Source organism: Streptomyces sp. Ag109_O5-1 (assembly GCF_003814875.1).
Taxonomy (GTDB): Bacteria; Actinomycetota; Actinomycetes; order Streptomycetales; family Streptomycetaceae; genus Streptomyces; species Streptomyces sasae.
The window spans coordinates 3,771,811-3,796,776 of sequence record NZ_RKQF01000001.1; the positions used below are offsets into that span (position 1 = coordinate 3,771,811).

At 70.4% G+C, this 24,966-nt stretch carries 25 protein-coding genes; 3 read left to right on the plus strand and 22 right to left on the minus strand.

All coding sequences use genetic code 11. From position 1 onward, the window contains the following. Window positions 1-27: 27 nt before the first annotated feature. From dprA to EDD90_RS17105, 16 genes are all read right to left on the minus strand, one after another. Window positions 28-1,176, minus strand: a complete 1,149-nt coding sequence (gene dprA / locus EDD90_RS17030; protein WP_123973839.1) for a DNA-processing protein DprA — start codon at window positions 1,174-1,176, stop codon at window positions 28-30. Next, window positions 1,173-2,783 carry a YifB family Mg chelatase-like AAA ATPase gene (locus EDD90_RS17035; RefSeq protein WP_123973840.1) on the minus strand — a complete coding sequence of 537 codons (1,611 nt, stop codon included), beginning with the start codon at window positions 2,781-2,783 and terminating at the stop codon, window positions 1,173-1,175. Before EDD90_RS17035 ends, dprA begins: the two co-directional genes overlap by 4 nt. 1 nt (window position 2,784) lies before the next feature. Further along, window positions 2,785-3,156, minus strand: coding sequence for a YraN family protein (locus EDD90_RS17040; protein WP_185149125.1), 372 nt, complete (start codon window positions 3,154-3,156; stop codon window positions 2,785-2,787). 119 nt (window positions 3,157-3,275) lie between these two features. Next, a complete protein-coding gene (locus tag EDD90_RS17045) occupies window positions 3,276-3,584 on the minus strand; it encodes a DUF2469 domain-containing protein (protein WP_003965949.1) in 309 nt (102 codons plus the stop codon). 57 nt (window positions 3,585-3,641) lie between these two features. After that, window positions 3,642-4,148 carry an NUDIX hydrolase gene (locus EDD90_RS17050; RefSeq protein WP_123973842.1) on the minus strand — a complete coding sequence of 169 codons (507 nt, stop codon included), beginning with the start codon at window positions 4,146-4,148 and terminating at the stop codon, window positions 3,642-3,644. Further along, window positions 4,138-4,887: a signal peptidase I gene (lepB, locus tag EDD90_RS17055; protein ID WP_123973843.1), complete on the minus strand. Its 750-nt coding sequence runs from the start codon at window positions 4,885-4,887 to the stop codon at window positions 4,138-4,140. The genes EDD90_RS17050 and lepB (EDD90_RS17055) overlap by 11 nt, the downstream gene beginning before the upstream one ends. A 126-nt stretch (window positions 4,888-5,013) precedes the next feature. Beyond that, complete coding sequence (locus EDD90_RS17060) at window positions 5,014-5,421, minus strand: hypothetical protein (protein ID WP_123973844.1); 408 nt, start codon at window positions 5,419-5,421, stop codon at window positions 5,014-5,016. Between the two features lie 181 nt (window positions 5,422-5,602). Next, complete coding sequence (gene lepB, locus EDD90_RS17065; RefSeq protein WP_123973845.1) at window positions 5,603-6,610, minus strand: signal peptidase I; 1,008 nt, start codon at window positions 6,608-6,610, stop codon at window positions 5,603-5,605. After that, the gene (lepB, locus tag EDD90_RS17070) at window positions 6,501-7,589 is read right to left on the minus strand and encodes a signal peptidase I (RefSeq protein ID WP_123973846.1); all 1,089 of its coding nucleotides are present in this window, start codon (window positions 7,587-7,589) and stop codon (window positions 6,501-6,503) included. Before lepB (EDD90_RS17070) ends, lepB (EDD90_RS17065) begins: the two co-directional genes overlap by 110 nt. Further along, window positions 7,582-8,277 (minus strand): signal peptidase I, encoded by a 696-nt coding sequence (lepB, locus tag EDD90_RS17075; protein WP_123973847.1) that lies wholly within the window; start codon window positions 8,275-8,277, stop codon window positions 7,582-7,584. Before lepB (EDD90_RS17075) ends, lepB (EDD90_RS17070) begins: the two co-directional genes overlap by 8 nt. A gap of 47 nt (window positions 8,278-8,324) precedes the next feature. Next, complete coding sequence (gene rplS / locus EDD90_RS17080) at window positions 8,325-8,675, minus strand: 50S ribosomal protein L19 (protein WP_123973848.1); 351 nt, start codon at window positions 8,673-8,675, stop codon at window positions 8,325-8,327. Window positions 8,676-8,811: 136 nt separating this feature from the next. Further along, on the minus strand, window positions 8,812-9,645 hold the full coding sequence (gene trmD, locus EDD90_RS17085; protein ID WP_123973849.1) for a tRNA (guanosine(37)-N1)-methyltransferase TrmD: 834 nt from the start codon (window positions 9,643-9,645) through the stop codon (window positions 8,812-8,814). Beyond that, window positions 9,645-10,187, minus strand: a complete 543-nt coding sequence (gene rimM / locus EDD90_RS17090) for a ribosome maturation factor RimM (RefSeq protein ID WP_123973850.1) — start codon at window positions 10,185-10,187, stop codon at window positions 9,645-9,647. Before rimM ends, trmD begins: the two co-directional genes overlap by 1 nt. Before the next feature lie 91 nt (window positions 10,188-10,278). Next, window positions 10,279-10,518, minus strand: a complete 240-nt coding sequence (locus tag EDD90_RS17095) for an RNA-binding protein (RefSeq protein ID WP_003973401.1) — start codon at window positions 10,516-10,518, stop codon at window positions 10,279-10,281. A 5-nt stretch (window positions 10,519-10,523) separates the two neighbouring features. After that, window positions 10,524-10,943 carry a 30S ribosomal protein S16 gene (gene rpsP, locus EDD90_RS17100; RefSeq protein WP_123973851.1) on the minus strand — a complete coding sequence of 140 codons (420 nt, stop codon included), beginning with the start codon at window positions 10,941-10,943 and terminating at the stop codon, window positions 10,524-10,526. 282 nt (window positions 10,944-11,225) lie between these two features. Next, window positions 11,226-11,822 carry a hypothetical protein gene (locus EDD90_RS17105; RefSeq protein WP_123973852.1) on the minus strand — a complete coding sequence of 199 codons (597 nt, stop codon included), beginning with the start codon at window positions 11,820-11,822 and terminating at the stop codon, window positions 11,226-11,228. Between the two features lie 588 nt (window positions 11,823-12,410). Between EDD90_RS17105 and EDD90_RS17110 the strand changes: the two genes are divergently transcribed. After that, window positions 12,411-13,271, plus strand: a complete 861-nt coding sequence (locus tag EDD90_RS17110) for an SAM-dependent methyltransferase (protein ID WP_123973853.1) — start codon at window positions 12,411-12,413, stop codon at window positions 13,269-13,271. A gap of 47 nt (window positions 13,272-13,318) precedes the next feature. Here EDD90_RS17110 and ffh read toward each other — a convergent pair whose 3' ends face one another. From ffh to EDD90_RS17135, 5 genes are all read right to left on the minus strand, one after another. Beyond that, window positions 13,319-14,869 carry a signal recognition particle protein gene (gene ffh, locus EDD90_RS17115; RefSeq protein WP_123973854.1) on the minus strand — a complete coding sequence of 517 codons (1,551 nt, stop codon included), beginning with the start codon at window positions 14,867-14,869 and terminating at the stop codon, window positions 13,319-13,321. 93 nt (window positions 14,870-14,962) lie between these two features. Then, complete coding sequence (locus tag EDD90_RS17120; RefSeq protein WP_123973855.1) at window positions 14,963-17,419, minus strand: [protein-PII] uridylyltransferase; 2,457 nt, start codon at window positions 17,417-17,419, stop codon at window positions 14,963-14,965. Window positions 17,420-17,454: 35 nt separating this feature from the next. Then, window positions 17,455-17,793, minus strand: a complete 339-nt coding sequence (locus EDD90_RS17125; protein WP_093498850.1) for a P-II family nitrogen regulator — start codon at window positions 17,791-17,793, stop codon at window positions 17,455-17,457. Beyond that, a complete protein-coding gene (locus tag EDD90_RS17130) occupies window positions 17,790-19,130 on the minus strand; it encodes an ammonium transporter (RefSeq protein ID WP_123973856.1) in 1,341 nt (446 codons plus the stop codon). Before EDD90_RS17130 ends, EDD90_RS17125 begins: the two co-directional genes overlap by 4 nt. A 355-nt stretch (window positions 19,131-19,485) precedes the next feature. Then, window positions 19,486-20,961, minus strand: coding sequence for a hypothetical protein (locus EDD90_RS17135; RefSeq protein WP_123973857.1), 1,476 nt, complete (start codon window positions 20,959-20,961; stop codon window positions 19,486-19,488). A 456-nt stretch (window positions 20,962-21,417) separates the two neighbouring features. Here EDD90_RS17135 and EDD90_RS17140 point away from each other — a divergent pair, with 456 nt between their 5' ends. Then, window positions 21,418-22,074 carry a bifunctional DNA primase/polymerase gene (locus EDD90_RS17140; protein ID WP_123973858.1) on the plus strand — a complete coding sequence of 219 codons (657 nt, stop codon included), beginning with the start codon at window positions 21,418-21,420 and terminating at the stop codon, window positions 22,072-22,074. An 87-nt stretch (window positions 22,075-22,161) separates the two neighbouring features. Here the strand turns inward: EDD90_RS17140 and ftsY are convergent, their stop codons facing one another. After that, entirely contained in the window at window positions 22,162-23,355 is a 1,194-nt protein-coding gene (ftsY, locus tag EDD90_RS17145; RefSeq protein WP_123973859.1) for a signal recognition particle-docking protein FtsY, read from the minus strand. 128 nt (window positions 23,356-23,483) lie between these two features. On the opposite strand from ftsY, the gene EDD90_RS17150 reads away from it, so the two are divergent. Beyond that, on the plus strand, window positions 23,484-24,956 hold the full coding sequence (locus tag EDD90_RS17150; RefSeq protein ID WP_123973860.1) for a cytosine permease: 1,473 nt from the start codon (window positions 23,484-23,486) through the stop codon (window positions 24,954-24,956). The last annotated feature ends 10 nt before the right edge of the window (window positions 24,957-24,966 follow it).

Genomic DNA, 24,966 nt, shown 5'->3' on the forward strand with positions numbered 1-24,966 from the left:
TTCCCCCGGACGGCCGAACACGCTCGGTCAGCACCGACTCCGACCGTCCCGGACCGAGATCATCGCCTGGCGTGTCAACTTCCAGCCGTCGCCGTGTCGTTCGACGTAACCAAGTGCTCGGAGTTCGTACAGTCTGGCGATGGCCTCGTCCTCGGACGTCAGCGCGCCGCGCGCCACCTCTTCGGGCGAGGCCGGCCGGTTCCCGGGCAGGGCGGCCAGGACCCGCCGGGCGGCGGGCTCCAGCAGGTCCCGTGGGAGGACGGGGCCGCGTCTGGCCGGGGCCAGCTCGCCCATGTCGCCCACGAGCTCGACGACTTCCGCGGCGTCGGTGACCAGGACCGCCTCTCCGCGCAGCAGCTCGTGCACTCCGGTCGAGAGGCCGCTGGTGGCGGGGCCGGGGATGCCCATGGTGAACCGGCCGAGCCGCTGTGCCGCCCGCGCGGTGACCAGCGAGCCGCTGCGGAGGGCGGCCTCCACGACCACGGTGCCCCTGGTGAGCGCCGCGATGACGCGGTTGCGGAGCACGAACCTGCTCGGCGTCGGATGCTCCCCCGGCGGCAACTCCCCCACCACCAGGCCCTGTTCGGCGATCCTGTTGATCAACTCGGTGTGCCCGCGCGGGTAGGGCCGGTCGACCCCGCAGGCCAGCACGGCGACGGTGGCCCCGCCGGCGCCGAGCGCTCCGCGGTGGGCGGCGCCGTCAATGCCGTAGGCGCCGCCGGACACCACCACCCAGCCGTGTTCGGCGAGCCCGGCGGCGAGGGTGGCCGCCATGTGCGCCCCGTACTCCGTACAGGCCCGGGCCCCGACGACGGCGACGGCCTTGAGCGCCCACATCCGCAGACCGGGCCGCCCCCGCACCCAGAGCCCGAGGGGGCGGGCGTCGCCGAGGTCGTCGAGCTGGGCGGGCCACTCGACGGTGCCGGGAACGACGAACCGGGCCCCGGCCTCTCGCGCGATCGCGAGGTCCCGCTCGGGGTCGGCCTGCCGGGCCCTGGCCCGGAGGCCGGCCCAGCGGGTCTCACTGACTCCGGGCAGCGCGGCCACCCCGTCCTCGCTCAGCCGCCGTACCACCTCCGCGGTCCCGTACTCCCTCAGCCACCGCCCGCCCGTCTCGTCGCCGGGTTCGATGACCCTGGTGAGGAAGATCCGGGCGAGCAGGTCGCCGTCGCTCATGTCCGCATCCCTTCCAGGACGGCGCCGCGCCGGACGCCGGTGCGCAGCTCCAGGGCCAGGTTGACGTCGTTGGCGGAGGGCCGGTCGTGGCCCGCCAGGTCGGCGAGGGTCCAGGCGACCCGGAGCACCCGGTCGAGGCCACGGGCGGTGAGCAGTCCCCGGTCCAGATCCAGCTCGGCCTTGGCGAGCGCGCCGGGCCGGACGTGCCAGCGGGTGCGCAGTTCATGACCGGGCACTTCGCTGTTGGTGCGCCAGGGCAGCCCCTCGTAGCGGCGGGCGGTCCGCTCTCTGGCCGTGCGCACCCGGTCGGCCACGGCGGCGGAGGATTCGGCGCCGGTGTGGAGCCGCAGCAGTTCTTCCCTGGCGACCGGTTCGACGGCCACCCTGAGGTCCACGCGGTCCATCAGGGGGCCGGAGAGCCGGGCTCGGTACCGCTTGATCGAGGAGGGCTGGCACTCACAGATGTCACCGGGGGTGCCGTGCCGGCCGCAGGGGCAGGGGTTGGCGGCCAGGACCATGAGGAACTTCGCGGGCATCCGCAGTATCCCGGCGGCCCGGGCGACCACGACGTGCCCCGACTCCAGGGGCTGGCGCAGGGCGTCCAGGACGCTGCTGTGGAACTCGGCGGCCTCGTCCAGGAAGAGCACGCCGTGGTGGGACAGCGAGACCGCTCCGGGGCGTGGCAGGCCGGTTCCGCCGCCGACCAGGGACGCCATGGTGGCCGAGTGATGCGGGGCGCAGTAGGGCGGCCTGTCGACCAGGGGATGGCCGGGCGGCAGCATCCCGGCGACCGAGTGGACGGCGGTGACCTCCAGGGACTCCTGCCGGCTCAGTTCGGGCAGCAGCCCCGGCAGCCGTTCGGCCAGCATGGTCTTGCCGGCGCCGGGCGGGCCCTTGAAGAAGACGTGGTGCCGCCCGGCCGCCGCCACCTCCAGAGCGGCTCGGGCCACCTGTTGTCCCGCGACGTCGGCCAGGTCGGGTGCGTGCTCGCCGGTGACCATGCCGGTGCCGAGGCCCATGCCGGGCAGGGCCAGCCCCGCGATGAACGGGTCCGGGCGGATCTCGCCGGGCACGGCTTCCTCGTCGGGGACCGGTTCGTCGGTGAGGACCGCGATCAGCTGGCGCAGGCTCCGGACGCCCAGCACCGATACCCCCGGTACGAGGGAGGCCTCCGGCACCGCACTCTCCGGTACGACCACCTGCTCGTATCCGGCGTCGGCGGCGGCCAGCACCGCCGGCAGGATGCCCCGCACCGGCCGCACCCGCCCGTCCAGGCCCAGCTCGCCGATCATCACAATCTCGGCGAGCACCCGGGGGTCGATGCGCTCGGCCGCCCCGAGGACGGCCGCGGCGACAGCCAGGTCGAAGCCGCTGCCGCTCTTCGGCACCGACGCCGGACTGAGCCCCACCGTGAGCTTCTTCGACGGCCAGGCCGCCCCCGAGTTCACCACCGCCGCACGGACCCGGTCCTTGCTCTCCGTCAGGCTCTTGTCCGGCAGCCCGACCAGCGTGAACGCCGCCACCCCGGGCTCCAGGTCGGCCTGGACCTCCACCACCACGCCCTCGACGCCGACCAGCGCCACCGAGCACGTACGCGCGAAGCCCATCTCAGACCACCCCTCGCGCGTGCTCCACCACGGGTGCCCCGCGCTGCGGCAGGAGCACGCCGATCACGTCGATGCGGACGCCGCCCGGCGGTGCTCCCCCGTGTGCGTGGATCCAGTGTTCGGCGAGGCCCCGCAGGCGCTCCGCCTTCTCGGGGGTCACCCCGGCCATGGGGTGTTCGAAGGGCCCCGCCCTCCGGGTCTTGACCTCGCACACGACCAGGACGTCCCCGTCCCGCGCCACGATGTCGATCTCGCCCGACCTGCCGCAGCGCCAGTTGCGCTCCAGGATCGTCAGACCGGCCTCGGCCAGCCGCCGCGCGGCCAGCGTCTCGCCGTACCTGCCGAGTGCACTGCGTGCCCGATTGGTGTTCATGTCGGCACCACCTCCGGCGCCAACCGTCACGCACGCCCGGCCAATGAGTTGATCTTGGTGGGGTTACTCGGCGGTTGTGGACAACTCCGTCACCCGCACGAGCGACCGTCCCGAGAACCTCAGCCGCCCGGAAGCTCCAGGTCGCTCTTGTTCAACTCCTCGATGTTCACGTCCTTGAACGTGAGCACACGAACCTGCTTCACGAATCGAGCCGGTCGGTACATGTCCCAGACCCAGGCATCAGCCATGGACACCTCGAAGAACACCTCACCCTGGACCGAGTGCACCTGCATCTCGTAGTCGTTGGTGAGGTAGAAGCGCCGCTCGGTCTCGATCACGTATTTGAACAGACCGACGACATCGCGGTACTCCCGGTAGAGCTTCAGCTCCATCTCGGTCTCGTACTTTTCGAGGTCCTCGGCGCTCATGGCATGTTCCCCTTCAGCCGTGCGATCCCCACCATTGTGCGCCAGTCCCGCGCGCCCCTAGACGATTTCCGTGTCAAGGGTGACGGGCCTGACGGGGGGACCTTCGTCGAGCAGCCTACGGAACAACTCGGCGAGTCTGGTCGGATACACCGTCTCATGTGCCCGGGTCAGTTCCTGGCACGTCCACCAACGCGCTCCGGCCACACTGCGCCGCTCCAGCTCGGTCAGGCCTCTGGCCTCGGTGGACGTCTGCGTCGTACGCGCGAGGTAGTACCACTCGTCCTGGTCCCAGCGGCGGCCGGCGAACGGGAAGGAGCACATCCGCCGCCACAGCACCGGGCCGAGTTCGACGTCCGTGATGCCGGTTTCCTCCGCGAGTTCCCGCAGAGCGGCCTGCTCACGGGTCTCGTCGCCCTCCAGTCCGCCGCCGGGGGTGAACCACCAGTCGTCGGCCGGGTCGTCCGGTTCATGGCCATACAGGAGCAGGATGCGGTCGTCGGGGTCGAGCAGGACCACCCGGGCCACCTTGCGCGGCCCGCCCTCCGAGGGCGCCTCAGCGGGCACCGACGGGCTCCGCACGGCCGCCGGCGCGGGAGCGGCCCAGCAGCTTGGCGATCGGGCCGTACGCGCCGCCGGCGAGGACCAGCACACCGCCGGCCACGATCAGGGCGGTGATGATGGGCAGCGGCCCCGGCTGGGAGAGGGAGCCGAGGGTCTCGAAGCCGGTCGGGCGCTTGAGCATGCCGTTCATGGGCCAGATGACGGAGTCCACCCGGGCGATCACGGCGCTGCGTGCGACCGTGCCCTTCGCCGCGTCCGTGAGGTGGGCGGTGGAGTCCAGGGAGCCCTGGCGCTCGTCGCCGAGGAGGAAGAGCCGGCCCTTGGGGACGGTGACGGTCGGGAAGCCCTGGAGCTCGGCCTGGGTGCCCGCCGGCAGATACGGTTCGTCGATCTGCTTGCCGTTGACGGTCAGCTTGCCGTTCGTGCAGCAGGAGACCGTGTCCCCGCCGACCGCGACCACGCGCTTGACGACGTCCGAGTTGGTGACCCAGCTCTTGTCGGCGAAGACCACGACGTCACCGCGGCGCACCTCGCTGCCGTCGATGCGCTGCCCGAGGACCCGGTCCCCGACGGCGATCGTCGGTGACATCGAGCTGGTGGGCACGGTGTACGGCCGGTAGACCACCGCCGCCCAGGCGAACCCTCCGAGGAACAGCAGCAGGCCCAGCCCGACGGCCAGCCCCGACAGTATGCCTCCGAGGTCGGTGCCCGACTTCCCGTTGCCACGCTCAGCAGTTCCCACGTCCACTCCCGATCCCGAAGTCCGCGCAGGGCACCATACCGTGGCAGGAAAACGACTGGGGAGGTCTCCCCGGGATCTTCAATCCCGGGGAGACCTCCCCACAGTCACCGGTGTCCGTGCGTCCGGTCAGGCCGCGCCGCAGCTCCAGGAGCTCCAGGTGCCGGCTTCCTTGCTGGAGTACTCGCCCGAGCCCGCCCGCAGGCAGACGCCCGTGCCCTCGGCGTAGCTCTTGTCGACGGTCACCGGGGAGCCGTCGGCACCGTTGTGGTTCCAGATGACGAAGTCGTAGCCGCCACCGGACTGGTACGGAGCGACGTCGACCTCGACGACCGCGGACCAGCCGTCCGCGCACTCGTCGTACACGGTGAACGTCTCGCCGTAGGACGCGAAGTGCCCGGCGGAGGCGTGCGAACAGCCCGACTTCAGACTCGGTCCGTACGCGGTGATGTCCGTCCCTGCCAAGGCCGGCGAGTTGGCGAGCCCGACCAGCGCGACCGCGCCGACCATTGCCCCCGCGAGCCGGAACTTCTTCATGCTGCCCCCAAAATTCAACAAAACCTTTGCCGTTCGGACAAGATCGGAGAGTAGCAGTGATGATCTTGACTGGCGAACGAATATACGAATGTGATCGAGTCGTGATCGGAGACGCAAAGGGGCCCCATGAGCGGACCTTGCGGTCCGCTCATGGGGCCCCTGGGGCTGGTGTCCGGTCCGTTCAGCCGCGCTGGGAGTCGGCGGCCGCCGCGGTCCGGGCGAGCCTGCGGCGCCGCAGGACGGCGAGCGGTACGACGCTCGCGAAGGCCACCGTCTGCGGCGCGTAGGGCAGTGCCCCGGCGGCGGACGTCTGCTTGTCGAGCCCGCTCTGGTCGAAGGTGTCGGGAATCGGCAGCGTGCCCCAGCGGTTGATCGGCCAGGCCTTGACGATGGCACGGCCGACGACATCGCTGACCGGGACCATGCCGTGGTGCTCGTCGGACTGGTTGTAGCGCGAGTCACGGGAGTCCTGGCGGTGATCGCCCATGACCCAGATGTACCCCTTGGGCACCTTCACCGTGAACTGGCCGCCCTGGTCGTCGACGCTGCACGGGGTGTTGCCCTCGTACACATAAGGTTCGGTCAGCGCATGCCCGTTGACCATGAGCGGGCCGCTGCCCTTGCAGGAGACGGTGTCGCCGCCGACGCCGACGACCCGCTTGATGAGGTCCTTCTCCTCGGCGGACGGCATCAGGCCGATCCAGCTGAGGACTTCCTGCACGGCGTTGGGCTGGGGCGTCGGCTCGCCCTTCAGCCAGTCGCTCGGGTCGTGGAAGACGACGACCTCGCCGCGTTGCGGCTTGGACCCGAACCACGGGGTGAGCTTGTCGACCAGGACCCGGTCACCCACCTGGAGGGTGTTCTGCATCGATTCCGACGGGATCGAGAACGCCTGCACCAGAAACGTCTTGATCAGCAGCGCCAGCACCAGCGCGATACCGATCAGGATCGGCAGTTCCTTCCAGAAGGAGCGGGGCTTCTTCGGTGCGGACGCCGCCGAGTCGCCCCCGTCCCCGTCCGTGCCACCGCCGTGGGAGCCGGGACCGTCCACCGGGGTGTCGTCCCCGGCGGGCCCGGCGTCATTCGCGGGGGTGGAACCGCCGCCAGCGGTGGGGACATTCTCCACGGGGCGCCCGTTGTGCTCCTCGCCGTCGTGTCCCGACCGTGCGCCCACCGCTACATCCCCCACGCCAACTCCTCACTCCGTGCCGCCGCCCGCGCCATCCTCGGCGCAGGCCCACCACTCCCATAACGAGCGGGAGTTCCGCAGGGGTCGGGAGTTGGACGTATCCGTTCGGATCGTCGGAGGCAACCCTATGCGACAGCCGGGGAGCGGCGGTCGACCCCGACACAGAGTTAGAAACGCTTGCGAAGGTTTTAGGTTCATCGAGCTTGGTCCAGTGCCCGATGGGCCAGCCGATCATCATGGCCCGGCCCACCACCGAACTCACGGCCACCGTGCCGCCGTACGCGGTGTCCTGGTGGTAGCGCGAGTCGGCGGAGTTTCCCCGGTGGTCGCCCATCACCCACAGCCGGCCCTGCGGGACGGTGATGTCGAACTCCTGGGTGGAGGGAGCGTTCCCGGGATACAGGTAGTCGCCCTCGGTCAGTGCTACACCGTTGACGGTCACCCGGCCCTGCGCGTCACAGCACTTGACGTGGTCGCCGCCGACGCCGATGACCCGCTTGATGAGGTCCTTCTCGTTGGCGGAGGGCAGCAGACCGATGAAGGTGAGCCCTTCCTTGACCTGCTTGACGACGACGGGGTCGTTCGCCTTGGTGGTCTGCTCCCCGTTGAGCCAGCCGCCCGGGTCGTGGAAGACCACGACGTCCCCGCGGTGCGGCTTCCACCCGAACCACGGGGTGAACTTGTCGACCAGGACGCGGTCGCCGATCCGGATCGTCTGTTCCATGGAACCCGACGGGATCACGAAGGCCTGGACGAGGAACGTCTTCAGCACGAGGGCTATCAGGACGGCCACACCGACCAGCAGCGGTATCTCCCGCATCGCTCCGCGCCGGCGCTTGCGCTTGACCTTGCGCTGCAGCTTGCGCCGCTCCGCGCGGCTGCGGCCACCGCCCGGGCTGGAGGTGCGCCGGCCCCCGGTGGGCAGCAGGGCCGCGGCCGCGTCGGTGGCCACACCGCGCGGTTTGCCGCGGTTACCCATGGACCGCTCCCGCGGCCGGCACGCGCGCATAGGCGGCGGGACGAGTGAGGCGGGTCCAGTGTGCGTACGGCCAGACGATCCAGTCGGCCCGTCCGATCACGTCCTTGACGGGGATCATGCCGCCGCCGGGCGAGCCCAGGTGGTCCCGGGAGTCACTGGAGTCGCTGCGATGGTCCCCCAGGACGAAGAGCCTGCCGTCGGGCACGACGACGTCGAAGGGCACAGTAGAAGGGGTGTCCCCGGGATAGAGGAACGCGGTCTCGTCGACCGACCGGCCGTTCACTTCGATCCTCCCCTTCTTGTCGCAGCAGACCACATGGTCTCCTCCCACACCGACAACGCGTTTGATGTAGTCGGCGTCCCCGAAGTACCCGGTGCCGTCGAACACAACGACATCTCCCCGGCGCGGCTGGGCACCGAACCGGTACACCAACTTATTTACGAGAACCCGGTCTCCGATCCTCAATCCCTGTTCCATGGATCCGCTGGGAATCTGGAATGGCTGGGCCACGAAAGTGTTGAGGACGAGCAGAAACGCCAGGCAGGTGAAGAGGGCCAGCGTGATCCAGCCGCCCGGGAGCCAGTCGGTGATCCGCGACAGCAACGCGAAACGCGACCGACCCTCCACGGCCTCTGGTTCGGGGCGGGAGGAGCGGTCGCGCTCCGTCGGCTGTGCTTCGGTGTCCATCGGGGCCAGATGCTATCCGGCCCCGATAAGAATCCCGTCGCGCGAGATCAGCGCTCGCGCTTCTCCTTGATCTTCGCAGCCTTACCGCGCAGGTCGCGCAGGTAGTAGAGCTTGGCGCGACGCACGTCACCACGGGTGACGAGCTCGATCTTCTCGACGATCGGGGTGTGCACCGGGAAGGTGCGCTCGACGCCGACGGAGAAGGAGACCTTGCGGACCGTGAAGGTCTCGCGGACACCGCTGCCCTGGCGGCGGATCACAACGCCCTTGAACTGCTGCACACGGGAGCGGTTGCCCTCGATGACGCGGACGTGGACGTTGACGGTGTCACCCGGGCGGAAGGCCGGGACGTCGCTGCGCAGCGACGCGGAGTCGACGGTGTCGAGCAGGTGAGACATTTCGTCTGCTTTCTTCGCTGATGCCACAGGTCATCAACGGAAACTAGGTGTTCCATGAGGACTGCCGTGCGGGTCGGGGCGGGCGTCGTGTCCCCCTGCGGCAGGGGCGCACACCGGACGGGCGCACAGCAGCGGCCTATTCTTCCACGCCCTCTGGCCTGCGCCAAAATCGGCCGTGGGGCGCGCCCGCCGGGTCCGGGGCCCAGCCCAGGATGGAGAGCATCTCGCGGTCCTTCTTGTCGAACGCCTTGGGGTCGCATCGCTCGATCAGGTCGGGCCGGTGGGCGGCGGTCCGCCTCAGAGCTTCGTCGCGGCGCCAGCGGGCGATCTTGCCGTGGTGGCCGCTGAGCAGCACGTCGGGGATGTCCCGGCCGCGCCAGACGGGCGGCTTGGTGTAGACGGGGCCTTCCAGGAGGTTCGCCATCGCGCCGGGCGCGAAGGAGTCGTCCCGGTGCGACTCGGCGTTGCCGAGGACGCCGGGCAGCAGCCTGGCCACGGCCTCCGTGATCACCAGTACGGCGGCCTCGCCGCCCGCGAGCACATAGTCGCCGATGGACACCTCGTACACCGGCATCCGGGTGGCGTACTCGTCCATGACGCGCCGGTCGATGCCCTCGTAACGGGCCGGGGTGAAGATCAGCCAGGGCCGCTCGGAGAGTTCGACGGCGAGTTCCTGGGTGAAGGGGCGGCCGCTGGGGGTGGGGACGATCAGCGCGGGGGTGTGCGAGCCGGTCTCGTAGCCGTCGGCGAGCGCGGAGTCGAGGGCGTCGCCCCAGGGCTCGGTCTTCATCACCATGCCGGGCCCGCCGCCGTACGGGGTGTCGTCGACGGTGTTGTGACGGTCGTACGTCCACGCCCGCAGGTCGTGCACATGGACGTTCAGCTGTCCACGCGCGCGTGCCTTGCCGACGAGCGAGACGTTCAGCGGTTCCAGGTACTCGGGAAAGATCGTGACGACGTCGAGGCGCATTACGACTCGTCCCGGGAGGAGGCGATCTCCGCCTGGTCGTCGATCAGTCCCGGCGGGGGCGCGATGACCGCCTTCTGCTCCTCCAGGTCGATCTCGACGACGATCTCCTCGACGAAGGGGATCATCACCTCGCTGCCGTCGGGGCGCTCGACGATGAACAGGTCCTGGGACGGCAGATGCGAGATCTCGGTGATCCGGCCGACCTCGGTGCCGTCGACGGTGACCACGTCCAGGTCCATGAGCTGGTGGTCGTAGTACTCGTCCTCGCCCTCGGGCAGTTCCTCCGGGTCGATCTCGGCGATCAGGAGGGTGTTGCGGAGGGCCTCGGCGGCGGTGCGGTCCTTGACGCCCTCGAAGCGCAGGAGCAGGCGGCCGCTGTGCACGCGGCCCGTCTCGATGGTGAGCGGTCCCAGGCCGGCGGGATCGGTGGCGAGTACGGCGCCGGGCCCGAGCCTGAGCTCCGGTTCGTCGGTACGTACCTCCACGGTGACCTCGCCCTTGATGCCGTGGGCGCGGCCGATCCGTGCGACTACGAGCTGCACTGTGCTTGTTCTCCTGTCGTCTCCTGCTCATACGACTGCGGGCCGGGGACGGCCAGTGGCCCTCCCCGGCCCGAGCCGGTTGCGATAAGCGTCAGCGGACGTGGTCGACGTCGACGAGGTCGACGCGGACTCCCCTGCCGCCGATGGCACCCACGACGGTGCGCAGGGCACGCGCGGTGCGGCCGTTGCGGCCGATCACCTTGCCGAGGTCGTCGGGGTGCACCCGGACCTCCAGCACGCGCCCGCGGCGCAGGTTGCGCGAGGCGACCTGCACATCGTCGGGGTTGTCGACGATGCCCTTCACGAGGTGCTCAAGCGCCTCTTCGAGCATGCTGCTCAGGCCTCGGTCGACTCGGACTCAGCCGCGGCCTCGTCCTTCTTCTCAGCCTTCTTCTTCTGGGTGATCGCCTCACCCTTGCCCTCGTCGTCACCGCCGAGCGCCTCGAACGACGGACGCGTGGCCTTCGGCGCGGCCACGAGCAGCGGCGCCGGGGCGGGCTCGCCCTTGAACTTCTGCCAGTCGCCGGTCTTCTTCAGGATGGCGAGCACGGGCTCGGTCGGCTGGGCGCCGACGCCGAGCCAGTACGCGGCGCGCTCGGCGTCCACCTCGATGACCGACGGGTTGTAGGTCGGGTGGTACTTGCCGATCTCCTCGATCGCACGGCCGTCACGGCGGGTGCGGGAGTCGGCGACGACGATGCGGTAGTGAGGCGAACGGATCTTGCCCAGACGCTTCAGCTTGATCTTGACTGCCACGGGAGTGGATTCTCCTGGTTTTGACGTGGTTGGGCACGGCGAGACTGCCGCGTGGGGTTGCGGTACCCGAGTGCCCGATGGACGCGTCAGCCGGAGGAGAGAGGGGTCCTGTGCGGCTGTCGAGTACAGCTAGCCATTGTGCCACACCCTGCGGGTCGCTCTGTCCGGCGGTCGTGCGAGGGCACGCCGAAAGCGCACCCGGCGTGGAGGTGGTGTACGTCGGGTGCGCCGACCGGCATCACGGCGAGGCGATGGCCACGGCTGCCACGAGCAGCCGTGGGTCTACGCCGCGCCCACGATTTCCGGGATGCGGAACGGCTTGCCGCAGCCGCCGCACACGATGGGGGCCTGGGCCAGCACCGACGGGACGACCCGGACGTTGCGCCCGCAGTCGCACACCGCCTTGACGCGGACACCGCCGCCGGACGAGCCGTGGCGGGCGGCCGGGCCGCGGAAGGTGCGGGAGGTGTCGGCGGAGGTGGCCACCGTGTGTGCCTTGAGAGCGCGCTGCAGTCTCTCGATGGTCGGCCGGTAGCGGCGCTTGGCCTCGGGGTTGAGCGTGACCAGCGAGAAGCCGCTGCTGGGGTGCGGCTCGTCGGGGTGGTCCAGGCCCAGCTCCTCGGCGATCGCGAGGAATCTGCGGTTGTGGTAGCGGCCGGCCCGGGAGGTGTCGCGGACCCCTCGGGCGGCGGCGATGCCGTGGACTGCCTCATGGAGCAGCCGTTCGAAGGAGAGTTCGTGACCGCACGCGGACGACGACTCCCCGATCAGGGACTCTGGCGCGGCAAGGTCCGGCAGCTCGGGGTGGTACCGCTGAATGTCGGCCCACGCCTCTGCCAGCTCTGCGGCGAGAACAGGTGGTGTCTGTGTCGTGCTCACGTAATGACAACGAGCGGGAGTGCCGCTGTGTTCCTATTCCGGGCCATCCCAAATAATTTGCACGTACCCGTCAGTTGCCACTGATGCGTGGAGACGAGTACGGGTGCGCTGATCTGCGGAGAAGCGTCACAGCTCATACCAAGCCGGTGCGTAGTCTGACGTACGACCCGACGCGTAGCCCCGTCGCGGAGAGCGGGACGGCTGTGGTCGGCGGATGCGCAAGATACGTTTCGGTCGCTCTCGTGGCGCAGGACGCTACCCCGGTCAGCGTGCGCGACGCCCCCGACGTTACTCCGGAGCCCGTCGTCATCCGGCACCGGCCCGTCTGCGGCGGCCAGACACCGTACGGCCGCCGCGACGGCCGACCATGGCCAAAACCGCCGTTCCGTGGGTCCGATGGTAGAGCCCCAAGTTGCCGGGATGTGAAATCTCGCCACAGTCGCAGCGCACGCACAAGCCGGGACCCGCGACCCCTGGACGCCACCGCGAGCCCGGAGTTATGTGGCATAGGTGGGAAGTGCGAGCGCACGGCACGGGGGCCACGGAATCGGTCAGTGCGTATCTCTCGGCGGATTGGGGCGCTTACCTATGACACCTACGCTCGTGCGGCAGCACCGGTCCCACGCGGATTCCACCCCCCGCGTGAACCTGTGCGCACGCGCGCGTGACTGGTCCGAGATCCAGGAGCGGATGCTGGTCCCGCTCTACGAGACCGTCCACGAGCGACTCGAAGTGGGTCCCGCCACCCGGCTGCTCGGCCTGCACTGCGGCTCCGGATTAGCCCTGCTGATGGCGGCGGCCAGAGGAGCCGCGGTGACCGGCGTCGACTCCTCCCCCGAACGACTCGCCCTCGCCCGTGAGCGTCTGCTGCCCGACCCGGCCCTCGGGGCACGCGCGCGTGGCCGCGCCGCCCGGGTCGTGGAGGGCTCGCCCGGGGACGTGGCGGACGCGCAGGCACCGGCGTACAACCTGATCACCGCCTTCGACCCGATCGGCTGCCTGGCCGGCGACTCCGAAGGGCTCGCTGACCTGCTCACGGAGGCGACGCCGCTGGCGGAGCACGGGGCGGCCGTGGTGCTGGCCGGCTGGGGTCCGCCGGAGCGCTGCGCGACCTCGTCCGTGCTGCGGGTGGCCGCGAAATTGGCCGATCCTTTGCGCAGTACGGGCAGTTGGCGCCCGGCCTGTCGCGATGATCTGGAGGAGGTCGCGCAGCGGGCCGGTCTGCGGATCGACGGTTCCGGGCGGGTCTCCTGCCCGTTCGGGTACGCCGACGCAGACAGCGCGGTACGCGGGCTGCTGTCGACCGGGCTGTTCGACGCGGCGATCGCGGCGACCGACCAGGAGCAGGTCGGCAAGGAGCTGACCGAGGCGCTCCACCCGCACCAGCGCGCGGACGGCACGGTGTGGATGCCCAACGTCTTCCGCTACCTGATCGCCCGCGTGCCCTGAGGGACTCCTCCCCAGCTGTCGCTGGGGGTGCCCCCGCACAGGTGGGCTCAGCCCATGAACTTCTTGAACTCGTCCGGCAGCTCGAAGTCCTCGGTGCCCTGCTGGGGCACTCCGAAGGCGTTGCCGCCCTGAGCGGCGGCCTCGCGGCGCTGGGCGGCCTCCAGCTCCTGCTGCTTGCGCTTCATCGGGTTGCCGGAGCGCTGCTTGCCCTTGGCCTGCTTCTGCTGCTTCTTCTGCCGGCCGGGGCCGCCGCCCATCCCCGGGATCCCCGGCATGCCCGGCATACCGCCGCCCTGGGCCATGCGGGACATCATCTTGCGGGCCTCGAAGAACCGCTCGACGAGTCCCTTGACGGCGCTGACCTCGACACCGGAGCCCTTGGCGATACGGGCGCGGCGCGAGCCGTTGATGATCGTCGGGTCCTGGCGCTCGCCCGGCGTCATCGACTTGATGATCGCGGCGGTGCGGTCCACGTCCCGCTCGTCGAGGTTGTTGATCTGGTCCTTGATCTGGCCCATGCCGGGCAGCATCCCGAGGAGCTTCGAGATGGAGCCCATCTTCCTGACCTGCTCCATCTGGGACAGGAAGTCGTCCAGGGTGAAGTCCTGGCCCTTTTTCGACGCCAGCTTGGAGGCCATCTTCTGGGCCTCTTCCTGGCTGAACGTCTTCTCCGCCTGCTCGATCAGGGTGAGCAGGTCACCCATGTCGAGGATGCGGGAGGCCATCCGGTCCGGATGGAAGGCGTCGAAGTCGTCGAGCTTCTCGCCGTTCGACGCGAACATGATCGGCTTGCCGGTGACCTGGCGGATCGACAGAGCGGCGCCACCGCGGGCGTCACCGTCGAGCTTGGAGAGGACGACACCGTCGAAGCCGACGCCGTCCCGGAAGGCCTCGGCGGTGGTGACGGCGTCCTGGCCGATCATGGCGTCGACGACGAACAGGATCTCGTCGGGCGAGACGGCGTCGCGGATGTCCGCGGCCTGCTGCATCAGCTCCTGGTCGATACCGAGGCGGCCGGCGGTGTCCACGATCACGATGTCGTGGACCTTGGCCTTCGCGAACTCGATGGAGTCCTTGGCGACCTTGACCGGGTCGCCGACGCCGTTGCCCGGCTCGGGCGCGTAGACCGCGGCACCGGCGCGCTCGGCGACGACGCTGAGCTGGTTGACGGCGTTGGGGCGCTGGAGGTCGGCGGCGACAAGCAGCGGGGAGTGGCCCTGCTCCTTGAGCCAGTGGGCGAGCTTGCCCGCGAGGGTGGTCTTACCGGCACCCTGGAGACCGGCCAGCATGATCACGGTGGGCGGCTGCTTGGCGAACCGCAGCCGCCGCGTCTCGCCACCGAGGATGGTGACCAGCTCGTCGTTGACGATCTTCAGAACCTGCTGGGCCGGGTTCAGCGCCTTGGAGACCTCGGAGCCGAGCGCCCGTTCCTTGACGTTCTTGATGAACGTACGGACGACCGGAAGGGCCACGTCCGCCTCGAGGAGCGCGATACGGATCTCCCGCGCCGTGGCGTCGATGTCCGCTTCGCTCAGACGTCCCTTGCCGCGCAGATTCTTGAAGGTCGCTGAAAGGCGATCGGAGAGAGTGTCGAACACGGCGGCGTCGGTCCTCGGAGTCGGGGGCGGTGAGCGTCTTCCAGGGTATCCAACCGCGCAAGGAAGTCGTCCCCGCCTTGCACGACCAGGTGATCAGGCCCTCAGTGTCTCCTCCAGTTTGCGCGCCACGGAGGTCGCCTCCTCGGCGGGCAGCGGCGAGTGGTCGGTGGCGGTCACGTAGAAGGCGTCGACGGCGTTGGACCCGAGCGTGCTCACATGCGCGCTGCGCACCCGCACCTCGGCGTCCTCCAGCGCCCGCCCGATCCGGAACAGCAGCCCGGGTGCGTCCTGGGCCCGCACCTCGATCACCGTGGCGTGCCGGGAGGCCGCCGAGGCCACCGTCACGCGCGGTGGCGGGGCCACCCGGCCGCGCCGCCTCGGGTAGGCCGCGTCCCGTTCCGCCAGGCGTCCGGCGATGTCCAGGGAGCCGTCCAGGGCCCGGACCAGGTCCGCCCGCAGCCGGGCGGCCTGGGGCAGCGAGCCGTACTCGGCGGCCACCCGCCAGTTGAGGAGCAGGACCGTGCCGTCGTCGACGTCGTCGGGGAGCTCGACGGTGCGCAGTTCGGCGGTGCGGACGGTGAGGCGGTGCATGGCCAGGATTCCGGAGACGGCCGGGAGGACGCCCGGCTGGTCCGGTACGGCGATGAGCAGCTCCACGCCGAGCGGCTCGGGTTCGCCGGCCGGCTCGTCCTCGGTGGCCGTCGGCTCGGTCTGGGCGCGCAGGGCGAGGACCGGGCCGCCGGTACGGAAGGCCTCGATGGCCAGCCGCTCCTGTTCGGCCGTGGGGGCGGCGGGCTCGGGCTCGTCGGCGGTGTCTCCGGCGAGCACCGCGGAGACCCGCTTGACCAGGTCGGCGACGAGGGAGCCGCGCCAGGAGGACCAGGCCGCCGGGCCGGTGGCCAGCGCGTCGGCCTCGGTCAGAGCGTGCAGCAGCTCCAGGGTGCCCTGGGTGCCGACCGCCTCGGCGACCAGCCGGACCGTGGCGGGGTCCTCCAGGTCGCGCCGGGTGGCCGTCTCGATGAGGAGGAGGTGGTGTCGTACCAGGGTCGCCAGGACCGCCACGTCGGCGCGGTCGAAGCCGATCCTGGCCGCCACGTCCTTGGCGATGATCTCGCCGGCCACCGAGTGGTCGCCCGGCCAGCCCTTGCCGATGTCGTGCAGCAGGGCGGCGACCAGGAGCAGGTCGGGGCGGTGCACACGGCGGGCGAACTCGGAGGCGCGGACGGCGGTCTCGATGAGGTGGCGGTCGACGGTCCAGATGTGCACGGCGTTGCGCTGCGGCCGGCAGCGCACCCGCTCCCAGTCGGGAAGCAGCCGGGTGATCAGGCCCTCCGCCTCCAGCGCCTCCCAGACGTCGACCGTGGGGCGGCCGGAGCCGAGCAGCGTGACCAGTTGTTCGCGGGCCTCGGCGGGCCAGGGCGTGGCCAGGGGACGGGCGGTGGCGGCCATCCGCCGTACGGCGTGCAGGGAGAGCGGGAGGCCGGCCTGGGCGGCGGCGGCCGCGGCGCGCAGCGGGAGCACGGGGTCGCGTTCGGGGCGTGCGGTGCGGGCGAGCACCACCTCGCCGTCCTGCTCCACCACCCCTTCGGCCAGCGGGGAGCGCTCGGCGACCGGCTTGCCGCCGCCCAGCATGGCGCGCAGCCGCGGGCGGACGGCGCGTGAGCGCAGTACGCGGCCCACTTCGCGCCAGGTGACATCACTGGCGTACGAAATGACCCGCGCGGACTCGTAGACCTGGCGCAGCAGGGTGTCGGCGTCGAGGAGGTCCAGCTCGGCCGCGACCTGGTCCTGCTCCTGGAGCGCGAGGCGGTCGGTGGCGCGCCCTGTCGCCAGGTGCAGCGCGTCACGGACGTCGAGCAGGCGCCTGCGGGCGTCGGCGAGGCCCTCGCGCGGGGCGTCGGCCAGCCAGGAGGCGGCGACGGCGCGCAGGGCGGTGGCGTCGCGGAGGCCGCCGCGGGCCTCCTTCAGGTCGGGCTCCAGAAGGTACTGGAGCTCGCCCTGGCGCTCGGCGCGCTCGACGCACAGCTCCTGGAGCTCGGGGAGGCGTTTGGGCGCCTGGTTGCGCCAGTCGGCGAGGATCGCGGTGCGCAGTCCGGAGGTCAGGCCCAGGTCACCGGCGATATGGCGGGCGTCGAGGAGGCCGAGCTGGACCTTGAGGTCCTCACCGGCGGTCCTGCGGGCCTCGGCGGCCGTGCGCACGGAGTGGTCGAGGGCCAGGCCCAGGTCCCAGACCGGGTACCAGAGCCGGTCGGCGACGGCGGCCACCGCGCCGGAGTCGCCGCCGTCGTGCAGCAGCAGGAGGTCGAGGTCACTGCGAGGGGAGAGTTCGCCGCGGCCGTAGCCGCCTACGGCGACCAGGGAGATGCCGCCCCTGATGCCTTCGGTGGCGGCCGCGAACAGGCCGGTCAGCCATTCGTCCGTGAGTTCCGCGAGGGCGGTACGGCGCGGCGGCCCGGACCGCGCCTCCTCGGTGAGGAGGCGCAGCCGGGCCGCCGCGTAGCCGCTGGGTCCCGTGTCCTCTGTGTCGTTCCGAACATCCGTACCCGTCACCCAGCGACTCCTGCCTGTATTCAGGTGGTTCTGTTCTACAGCGCGTCCGGCCCACGCTCGCCGGTGCGGACCCGTACGGCGGTCTCGACCGGCAGCGACCAGACCTTGCCGTCACCGATCTTGCCGGTGCGGGCGGCCTTGACGATGACGTCGATCAGCTGCTCGGCGTCCTCGTCCTCGGCCAGTACCTCGATACGGATCTTGGGCACCAGGTCGACCGTGTACTCCGCACCACGGTAGACCTCGGTGTGGCCGCGCTGCCGACCGTAGCCGCTGGCCTCGGTGACCGTGAGGCCGTGGACGCCGAAGGCCTGCAGGGCCTCCTTGATCTCGTCGAGCCGGTGGGGCTTCACGACGGCGGTGATGAGCTTCATGCGTCCACCTTCTTGCTCGAACCGGCCAGGGACCCGCCGGAGACGGCGCTGACGACACCACCGCCCGCGCCGCTGAAGTCGTATGCAGTCTCGGCGTGCTCGGCCTGGTCGATGCCGGAGACCTCGTCGTCCTCGGAGACCCGCATACCGAGGGTCTTGTCGAGGAGGAAGGCGAGGACCGCCGAGACGACCAGCGAGTAGGCGAGGACGGCACCGACACCGGCGCACTGCTTCCACAGCTGGGTGAAGGAGTGGTCGCCGTAGAAGACGCCGGTCGCGGTGGACTGGCCCTTGCCGGTGGCGAAGAAGCCGATGAGCAGGGAGCCGATGATGCCGCCGACCATGTGGACGCCGACCACGTCGAGGGAGTCGTCGTAGCCGAACTTGAACTTCAGGCCGACGGCCGCGGCGCAGGCGACACCGGCGATGGCGCCGACGGCGATCGCGCCGAGCGGGGAGACCGCACCACCGGACGGGGTGATCGCGACCAGACCGGCGACCGCGCCGGAGGCGGCGCCCAGCGTGGTGAACGCGCCGTGCCGGATCTTCTCGTAGGCGAGCCAGGCGAGCATGGCGGCGGCGGTGGCGACCTGGGTGTTGACGAACATCAGCGCGCCGACGCCGTCGTCGTTGCCGAGCCACGAGCCGGCGTTGAAGCCGAACCAGCCGAACCACAGCAGACCGGCGCCGAGCATGACCAGCGGGAGGCTGTGCGGGCGCATCGGGTCCTTCTTGAAGCCGACGCGCTTGCCGATGACCAGGATGACGCCGAGGGCGCCGGCACCGGCGTTGATGTGGACCGCGGTACCACCCGCGAAGTCGATCACACCGAGCTTGTAGGCCCAGCCGTCGGCGCCCCAGACCCAGTGGGCGACCGGGACGTAGACGACCGTGAGCCACAGGGCGACGAAGAGCGCCCAGGCCGAGAACTTCACACGGTCCGCGATGGCGCCGCTTATCAGGGCCGGTGTGATGACCGCGAACATCATCTGGAAGACCATGAAGACGAACACCGGGATGGTGTAGCCGGGCCAGAGCTCCGTCAGCCCGACGTTGCTCATGCCCAGCCAGTGGGAGTCGAAGCCGATGAAGCCGTTCTTGGTGCCGAAGGCAAAGGAGAAGCCGTAGAGCACCCACAGGATGGTGACGATCCCGATGCTGATGAAGCTCATCATCAGCATGTTCAGGGTGCTCTTGACGCGGACCATGCCGCCGTAGAAGAAGGCGAGTCCCGGCGTCATGAGCAGCACCAGGGCGGAACAGATGAGCATGAAGCCCGTGTTCGCGGAGGACAGCTTGGGTGCCTCCGCTGCAAGCGTGATGGCGGCTGATGCCATCGGCGTCTCCTCGTCGGTTGGTACGGCCCCGTGCGGGTCGGAGCGTGTGAGCGGTCCGGTCAAGCGGGGGGTGGGCCGGTTATGCGCCATGAGATTGACGCAGCGCGGTTTCGGTCGTTGCCCCTCGTTGTTTCGCCGGAGTGACGAAGGCGCCCTGTGTGTTACGCGTAGATGAATTGCAAGATGTCCGACTGTGGGATCGTTATCGTGACGCAACCTTCCCGCGGGTGACTCACGGATGACTCGCGGACGAAAAAAGCCGGCCGCGGCGGCCTTCCGATGACCTGGCGTGGGGGAGCCGAGTCGGGCAGTTCGGAAGGGCCGGCCGCGGCCGGGGTCCTGGGGTTGCCGGGGTTCAGACCGCCTCGGCGGTCTCCGGCAGGTCGGCGGCGAGCTGTTCGGTGAGGTCGACGACCGCCGCGAGGCCGCCGTACTCGCGGACGGCCGAGTCGACCGTCTTTCGAATACGAGTGTTGACGCGCTCGGAGCGCACCTTCTTGGCGATGCCCATGGCCTCGGAGGCCAGAACCGTGCTCTGCTCGGGCTCGCCCCGCAGCAGGTGCACGGTGGCCATGCCGATGAGGTTGAGCGCATACGACCGCTGGTGCTCGGTGTCCTTGGCGAACAGCTCCACGGCCTTCTGCATCAGGGGCTCGGCCAGGGAGGCGTAGGCGGGGCTGCGGCCGGCGACATAGGCGAGGTCGCGGAAGGAGTGGCTGTTCTCGCCGTAGAGCTCGGCCTCGGAGAAGAAGCGGATCCAGTCCGGGTCCGGGTCGTCCCAGTCGTCGGCCTCGGCGAAGGTGTCCTCGGCCATCCGGACGGCCCGCTTGCACTTGCCGGGCTGGCCCATGTTGGCGTAGGCGCGGGCCTCCATCGCATACAGCATCGACTGGGTGCGCGGGCTGGCGCAGTCCCGGCTGCCGTACTGGGCGAGGTGGATGAGCTCCAGGGCGTCGTCGGGCCGGCCGAGGTGGATCATCTGGCGGCTCATGCTGGAGAGGACGTACGAGCCGAGCGGCTTGTCGCCGGCCTCCTTCGCCGCGTGCAGGGCCAGCACGAAGTACTTCTGGGCGGTGGGCTGGAGTCCGACGTCGTAGGACATCCAGCCGGCCAGCTCGGCCAGTTCGGCGGCGACCTTGAAGAGCTTGCGCTCGGTGGCCTCGGGCTGGGGTTCTTGGAGGAGGTCGGTGACCTCGTGCAGCTGGCCGACGACCGCCTTGCGGCGCAGGCCGCCGCCGCACTGGGCGTCCCACTGACGGAACATCACCGTCGTGGACTCCAGGAGGTCCAGCTCGGGCTTGGAGAGGCGGCCGGGCCGACGGGACTCGGCCGCCGGTTCCGGGGCCGCCTGTGGGGCGGTGGGCGAGGGCACGAGCCAGCGCTGCATGGGCTCGATGAGGGACGGGCCCGCCGACAGCACCAGCGAGGTTCCGAGGAAGCCGCGCCGCGCCAGCATCAGGTCGCTGCGCGAGAACTCGCTGAGCAGGGCCACTGCCTGCGGGCCCGTCCAGGGCAGGTCGACGCCGGTCGCCGAGGGTGACTGGCGGGCGGCCCGCAGACCGAGGTCCTCGACCGAGACGACACAGCCGAACCGCTCGGAGAACAGCTCGGAGAGGATCCTGGGGATCGGCTCGCGCGGGTTCTCCCCGTCCAGCCAGCGACGCACCCTGGACGTGTCCGTCGAGATGTGATTGGCGCCCAACTGGCGTGCCCTGCGGTTCACTTGCCGTGCCAGCTCGCCCTTCGACCAGCCGCTGCGCACGAACCACGAGTTGAGCAGCTCGTTGGGGCGCTTGTCAGCGTTCGTCCCGCTACCGCTGTTGCCGCCCACTGGAACGCCCCCATCCCTGAGACCACTTGATGCCGATGCGCCAAGCCCTATCAGAATGCCGGTAAATACGGCTGCCCGTCCGGTAGTTCTCACCCTTCGAACGGGATGCCGAGTTGCCTCCGGCATACCCACGAGTGCATGTGCCCCCAGGCCTCGTGCACTCAAAGTAATCCTACGATCACTGCTCCAGCCATTGCGATCCCGGAAACGCCACCATTCGCCACCCCTTCGAATGAACTCACGATGGCCTTGGCGCGATTCACTTGACATAGGACGGCCGGGAGTAGGCGGAACGATGCACTCGGGGGCGCATGCCCCCACATGCACCCCCCGGGGAGCTTCGGAGCGCCGCCTTGACCTTGCGGGCCGGAGGGAAGGCGGAGCCGTAGCGTCACGTTCCGTTTCCGTCCCGTTCCGCGTCGTAACCACCGGCGCGCCGGACCCGTTGGAGGGGGCATGGGCTTCACGATCGGCGGCATTCGCGAGATCCGCTCCGGCACACGCCGGCGCGGTCGTTCATCGGACTGCACCGCCGTCGCCGAGTTCACCGGCCTGTGGGGCTGGGACGTGGCGCCGGGTGCCCGGGCGGCGGCCGGTGCGTGTTCCTGCGGGCACGCCGACTGTCCCGCGCCGGGGGCGCATCCACTGGACTTCGCCCCGCAGGTGTCCGCCGGGGCCACGCTCGACGAGGTCACCAAGGCCTGGGGCGAGTTCCCGGGTGCGGCGGTGATGCTGCCCGTCGGCCGCGCCTTCGACGTCATCGAGGTCGCCGAGCCCGCCGGGCGGCGCGCCCTGGTCCGCCTGGAGCGCATGGGCCTCCCGCTCGGTCCGGTCACCGCCACCCCGGAGGGCCGCGCCCACTTCTTCGTCGCGCCCGGCGCCGCCGCCGAACTCCCCGAGCTGCTCTACCGCATGGGCTGGGACGACCCGACCTCGCTGGACCTGCGCGGCCTCGGCTCCGGTACGCACATCACCGCGCCACCGTCCGACCGGGGCGGTCTGGGCCCGGTGCGCTGGCTGCGGCCGCCGGCGCTGGACTCGGCGACGAGGCCGCCCGCGGCACGCCTGCTGCTGGGGACGCTGGCCTACGTGGCGCATCGGTCGCGGGTATAGGAGCCGTACACACCGAAGCGCCCGTCCCCGACTGCACCTCGGGAACGGGCGCTTCTCACGCCTGTGGGGAGTAAATTTACCCCTCTGCTACTCCCCGATAAGGGCGTCAACGAACGCCTCCGGCTCGAACGGCGCCAGGTCGTCCGCGCCCTCGCCGAGGCCGATGAGCTTGACCGGGACGCCCAGTTCACGCTGGACCGCGATCACGATGCCGCCCTTGGCGGTGCCGTCCAGCTTGGTGAGCACGATGCCGGTGATGTCCACGACCTCGGCGAAGACCCGGGCCTGGACCAGGCCGTTCTGCCCGGTGGTGGCGTCGAGGACGAGCAGCACCTCGTCCAGCGGGGCGTGCTTCTCGACGACCCGCTTGACCTTGCCGAGCTCGTCCATGAGGCCGGTCTTGGTGTGCAGGCGGCCCGCGGTGTCGATGAGGACGACGTCGACCCCCATCTCCTTGCCCTCCTTCACCGCGTCGAAGGCGACGGAGGCGGGGTCACCGGCCTCCGGCCCGCGCACGGTGTGGGCGCCGACCCGCTCGCCCCAGGTCTGGAGCTGGTCCGCGGCGGCGGCCCGGAAGGTGTCGGCGGCACCGAGGACGACGGTACGGCCGTCGGCGACGAGCACCCGGGCGAGCTTGCCGGTGGTGGTGGTCTTGCCGGTGCCGTTGACGCCGACGACCATCACGATGCCCGGCTTGCGGTCCTCGGGCTCGGTCTTCACGGTGCGGTCGGCTTCGGTGCCGACCAGCTTGAGCAGTTCCTCGCGCAGCAGGCCGCGCAGCTCCGCCGGGGTGCGGGTGCCGAGCACCTTGACGCGCTCGCGCAGCTGGTCGACCAGCTCGGTGGTGGGCTGCACACCGACGTCGGCGGTGAGCAGGATGTCCTCGATCTCCTCCCAGGTCTCGTCGTCGAGGTGCTCGCGCGAGAGCAGCGTGAGCAGCCCCTTGCCGAGGGCGTTCTGGGAGCGGGAGAGCCGGGCGCGCAGCCGGACCAGGCGGCCGGCGGTGGGCTCGGGGATCTCGATCTCGGGGGCGGCGGGCTCTTCTACGACGACGGGAGCCGAGCCGCCGGGAAGGTCGACCTCCTCTATCGTCCGGCGCGGTTCGTCGCGCGGCGTCTCGGCCTCGTCGCCGACGTGCGGCTCGGCCGGGGGCGCGGTGATGTCGGGCGCGGCGGGCGGCGGCGGAGGCAGCGACTTCTTGCGCCGGCTGCCGACGACCAGCCCGCCGAGCGCGCCGAGCACGACCACGGCGATGACTACAGCAAGGATGACGGTTTCCATAACGGGTCCAGTATCCATCCCTCTCTCGCGGCCGACTTTGTTCCCTCGCGAAGGAGTTTCCGGATGTTCCCCCAAATCCCGATGTCCCTTTTGGGGGGATTCATAGGACTAACGTACGATGATTGACCATGAGCACCACCGCCCACCACGATGGCCCGCTCGAACATCTCGAAGAGTCACTGGAGCGCCACGGCCTCGAAACCCGGGGCATCGAACCGGTCCCGGACTCCGAGCGCACCGCGACGACCCGCGGACTGCTCCCCACCTGGATCGCCGCCAACATCACCGTCCTGCTGGTGACCATGGGCGCGAGTCTGACGGTGTCGTTCGGGCTGAACTTCTGGCAGGCCCTGGTGGTCGCCGGCACGGCGCCGATCGTGGCGTACGGCCTGGTCGGGCTGATCGGCATCGCGGGCAAGCGCGGTGGCGCACCCGGTATGACCCTGTCCCGCGCGGTCTTCGGGCAGCGCGGCAACCTGCTTCCCGGCGCGCTGATCTGGGTCGCGCGCTGGGGCTGGGAGACGATCAACGCGGTGACCGGCGCCTATGCGCTGCTGACCGTCCTGTACATCCTCTTCGGCATCAGGCACAACACCGCGCTGACCATCGTGACCCTGCTGCTCTTCGTGATCGCCACGTTCGCGATCTCGGGCATGGGCATCAGGGCGGTACGGCGTTGCAGCCGCTGGGCGGCCTGGCTGTTCGGTGCCTTCTCCCTGCTGGTCCTCGGCCGGCTGATCATGAAGGCGGACTGGCACAGGGTGTTCGGGCAGGACGCCGGGCCCACTGCCGCGATGATCACCGGGGTCGGGCTGATCGCGGCGGGCGGGATGAGCTGGGCACCGGCCGCGCCGGACTTCACGCGGTATCTGCCGGGTACGGCGTCCTCGGCGGCGATCGTGCGCAACACGGTCGGCGGCGCGGGGGTCGTCGTACTTCCCATGGTCCTGATGGGCGCGGTGACGGCGTCGGCCATGCCCGACCTCGCCAGGGCGGCCGACCCGGTCTCCTTCCTGGGAGCGGTCCTCCCCCTCTGGCTCGCCGTGCCCTATCTCCTCATCGCCCTGGTCGGGATGCTGCTGATCAACGCGATGTCGATGTACTCGGCGGGCTTCACCGCGCAGACGCTCGGCTTCCGCATCCACCGCCACTGGGCGGTCTCGATCAACGCGGTGATCTCGCTGGCCCTCGGCGGCGTCCTGATGCTGGCCGCGGCCTCCTTCATGGGCTCCTTCATCGCCTTCCTGTCGCTGCTCGCGGTGGCGTTCTCGGCATGGGTGGGCGTCTTCGGCGTCGACATGCTCCGCCGCCGGGAGTACGACGCCCAGGCCCTCCTCGACACGACCGCGACCAGCGCCTACTGGTACCGGACGGGCTTCTCCCCCGCCGCCGTGGCGGCGTGGGCGCTCGGCCTGGCGGCCGGTCTTCTCTTCACCAGGTCCGACTGGTTCACCGGCCCGCTGGCGCAGAACACCCCGGTCGGCCGGTACGGCCTCGGCTGGCTCGCGACGATCGTCGTCTCGGGCGCGCTGTACGCGGCGCTGCCGAAGCCGGCGGTAGTGCCGACGCCGGCCGAGCGGTCCTCGGCCCTGGCTGTCTGACGCATCGTCA

What these genes read in the sequence shown, in the direction of transcription:
- EDD90_RS17095 (WP_003973401.1), bottom strand. Translation starts at nt 10,518, where the DNA reads ATGCTCGAAGAGGCGCTTGAGCACCTCGTGAAGGGCATCGTCGACAAC.
- rplS (WP_123973848.1), bottom strand. Translation starts at nt 8,675, where the DNA reads ATGTCTCACCTGCTCGACACCGTCGACTCCGCGTCGCTGCGCAGCGAC.
- lepB (WP_123973847.1), bottom strand. Translation starts at nt 8,277, where the DNA reads ATGGACACCGAAGCACAGCCGACGGAGCGCGACCGCTCCTCCCGCCCC.
- EDD90_RS17035 (WP_123973840.1), bottom strand. Translation starts at nt 2,783, where the DNA reads ATGGGCTTCGCGCGTACGTGCTCGGTGGCGCTGGTCGGCGTCGAGGGC.
- ftsY (WP_123973859.1), bottom strand. Translation starts at nt 23,355, where the DNA reads ATGGAAACCGTCATCCTTGCTGTAGTCATCGCCGTGGTCGTGCTCGGC.
- EDD90_RS17060 (WP_123973844.1), bottom strand. Translation starts at nt 5,421, where the DNA reads ATGAAGAAGTTCCGGCTCGCGGGGGCAATGGTCGGCGCGGTCGCGCTG.
- EDD90_RS17045 (WP_003965949.1), bottom strand. Translation starts at nt 3,584, where the DNA reads ATGAGCGCCGAGGACCTCGAAAAGTACGAGACCGAGATGGAGCTGAAG.
- trmD (WP_123973849.1), bottom strand. Translation starts at nt 9,645, where the DNA reads ATGCGCCTCGACGTCGTCACGATCTTTCCCGAGTACCTGGAACCGCTG.
- EDD90_RS17110 (WP_123973853.1), top strand. Translation starts at nt 12,411, where the DNA reads ATGACACCTACGCTCGTGCGGCAGCACCGGTCCCACGCGGATTCCACC.
- lepB (WP_123973846.1), bottom strand. Translation starts at nt 7,589, where the DNA reads ATGGGTAACCGCGGCAAACCGCGCGGTGTGGCCACCGACGCGGCCGCG.
- EDD90_RS17125 (WP_093498850.1), bottom strand. Translation starts at nt 17,793, where the DNA reads ATGAAGCTCATCACCGCCGTCGTGAAGCCCCACCGGCTCGACGAGATC.
- dprA (WP_123973839.1), bottom strand. Translation starts at nt 1,176, where the DNA reads ATGAGCGACGGCGACCTGCTCGCCCGGATCTTCCTCACCAGGGTCATC.
- EDD90_RS17150 (WP_123973860.1), top strand. Translation starts at nt 23,484, where the DNA reads ATGAGCACCACCGCCCACCACGATGGCCCGCTCGAACATCTCGAAGAG.
- EDD90_RS17130 (WP_123973856.1), bottom strand. Translation starts at nt 19,130, where the DNA reads ATGGCATCAGCCGCCATCACGCTTGCAGCGGAGGCACCCAAGCTGTCC.
- EDD90_RS17140 (WP_123973858.1), top strand. Translation starts at nt 21,418, where the DNA reads ATGGGCTTCACGATCGGCGGCATTCGCGAGATCCGCTCCGGCACACGC.
- EDD90_RS17040 (WP_185149125.1), bottom strand. Translation starts at nt 3,156, where the DNA reads ATGAACACCAATCGGGCACGCAGTGCACTCGGCAGGTACGGCGAGACG.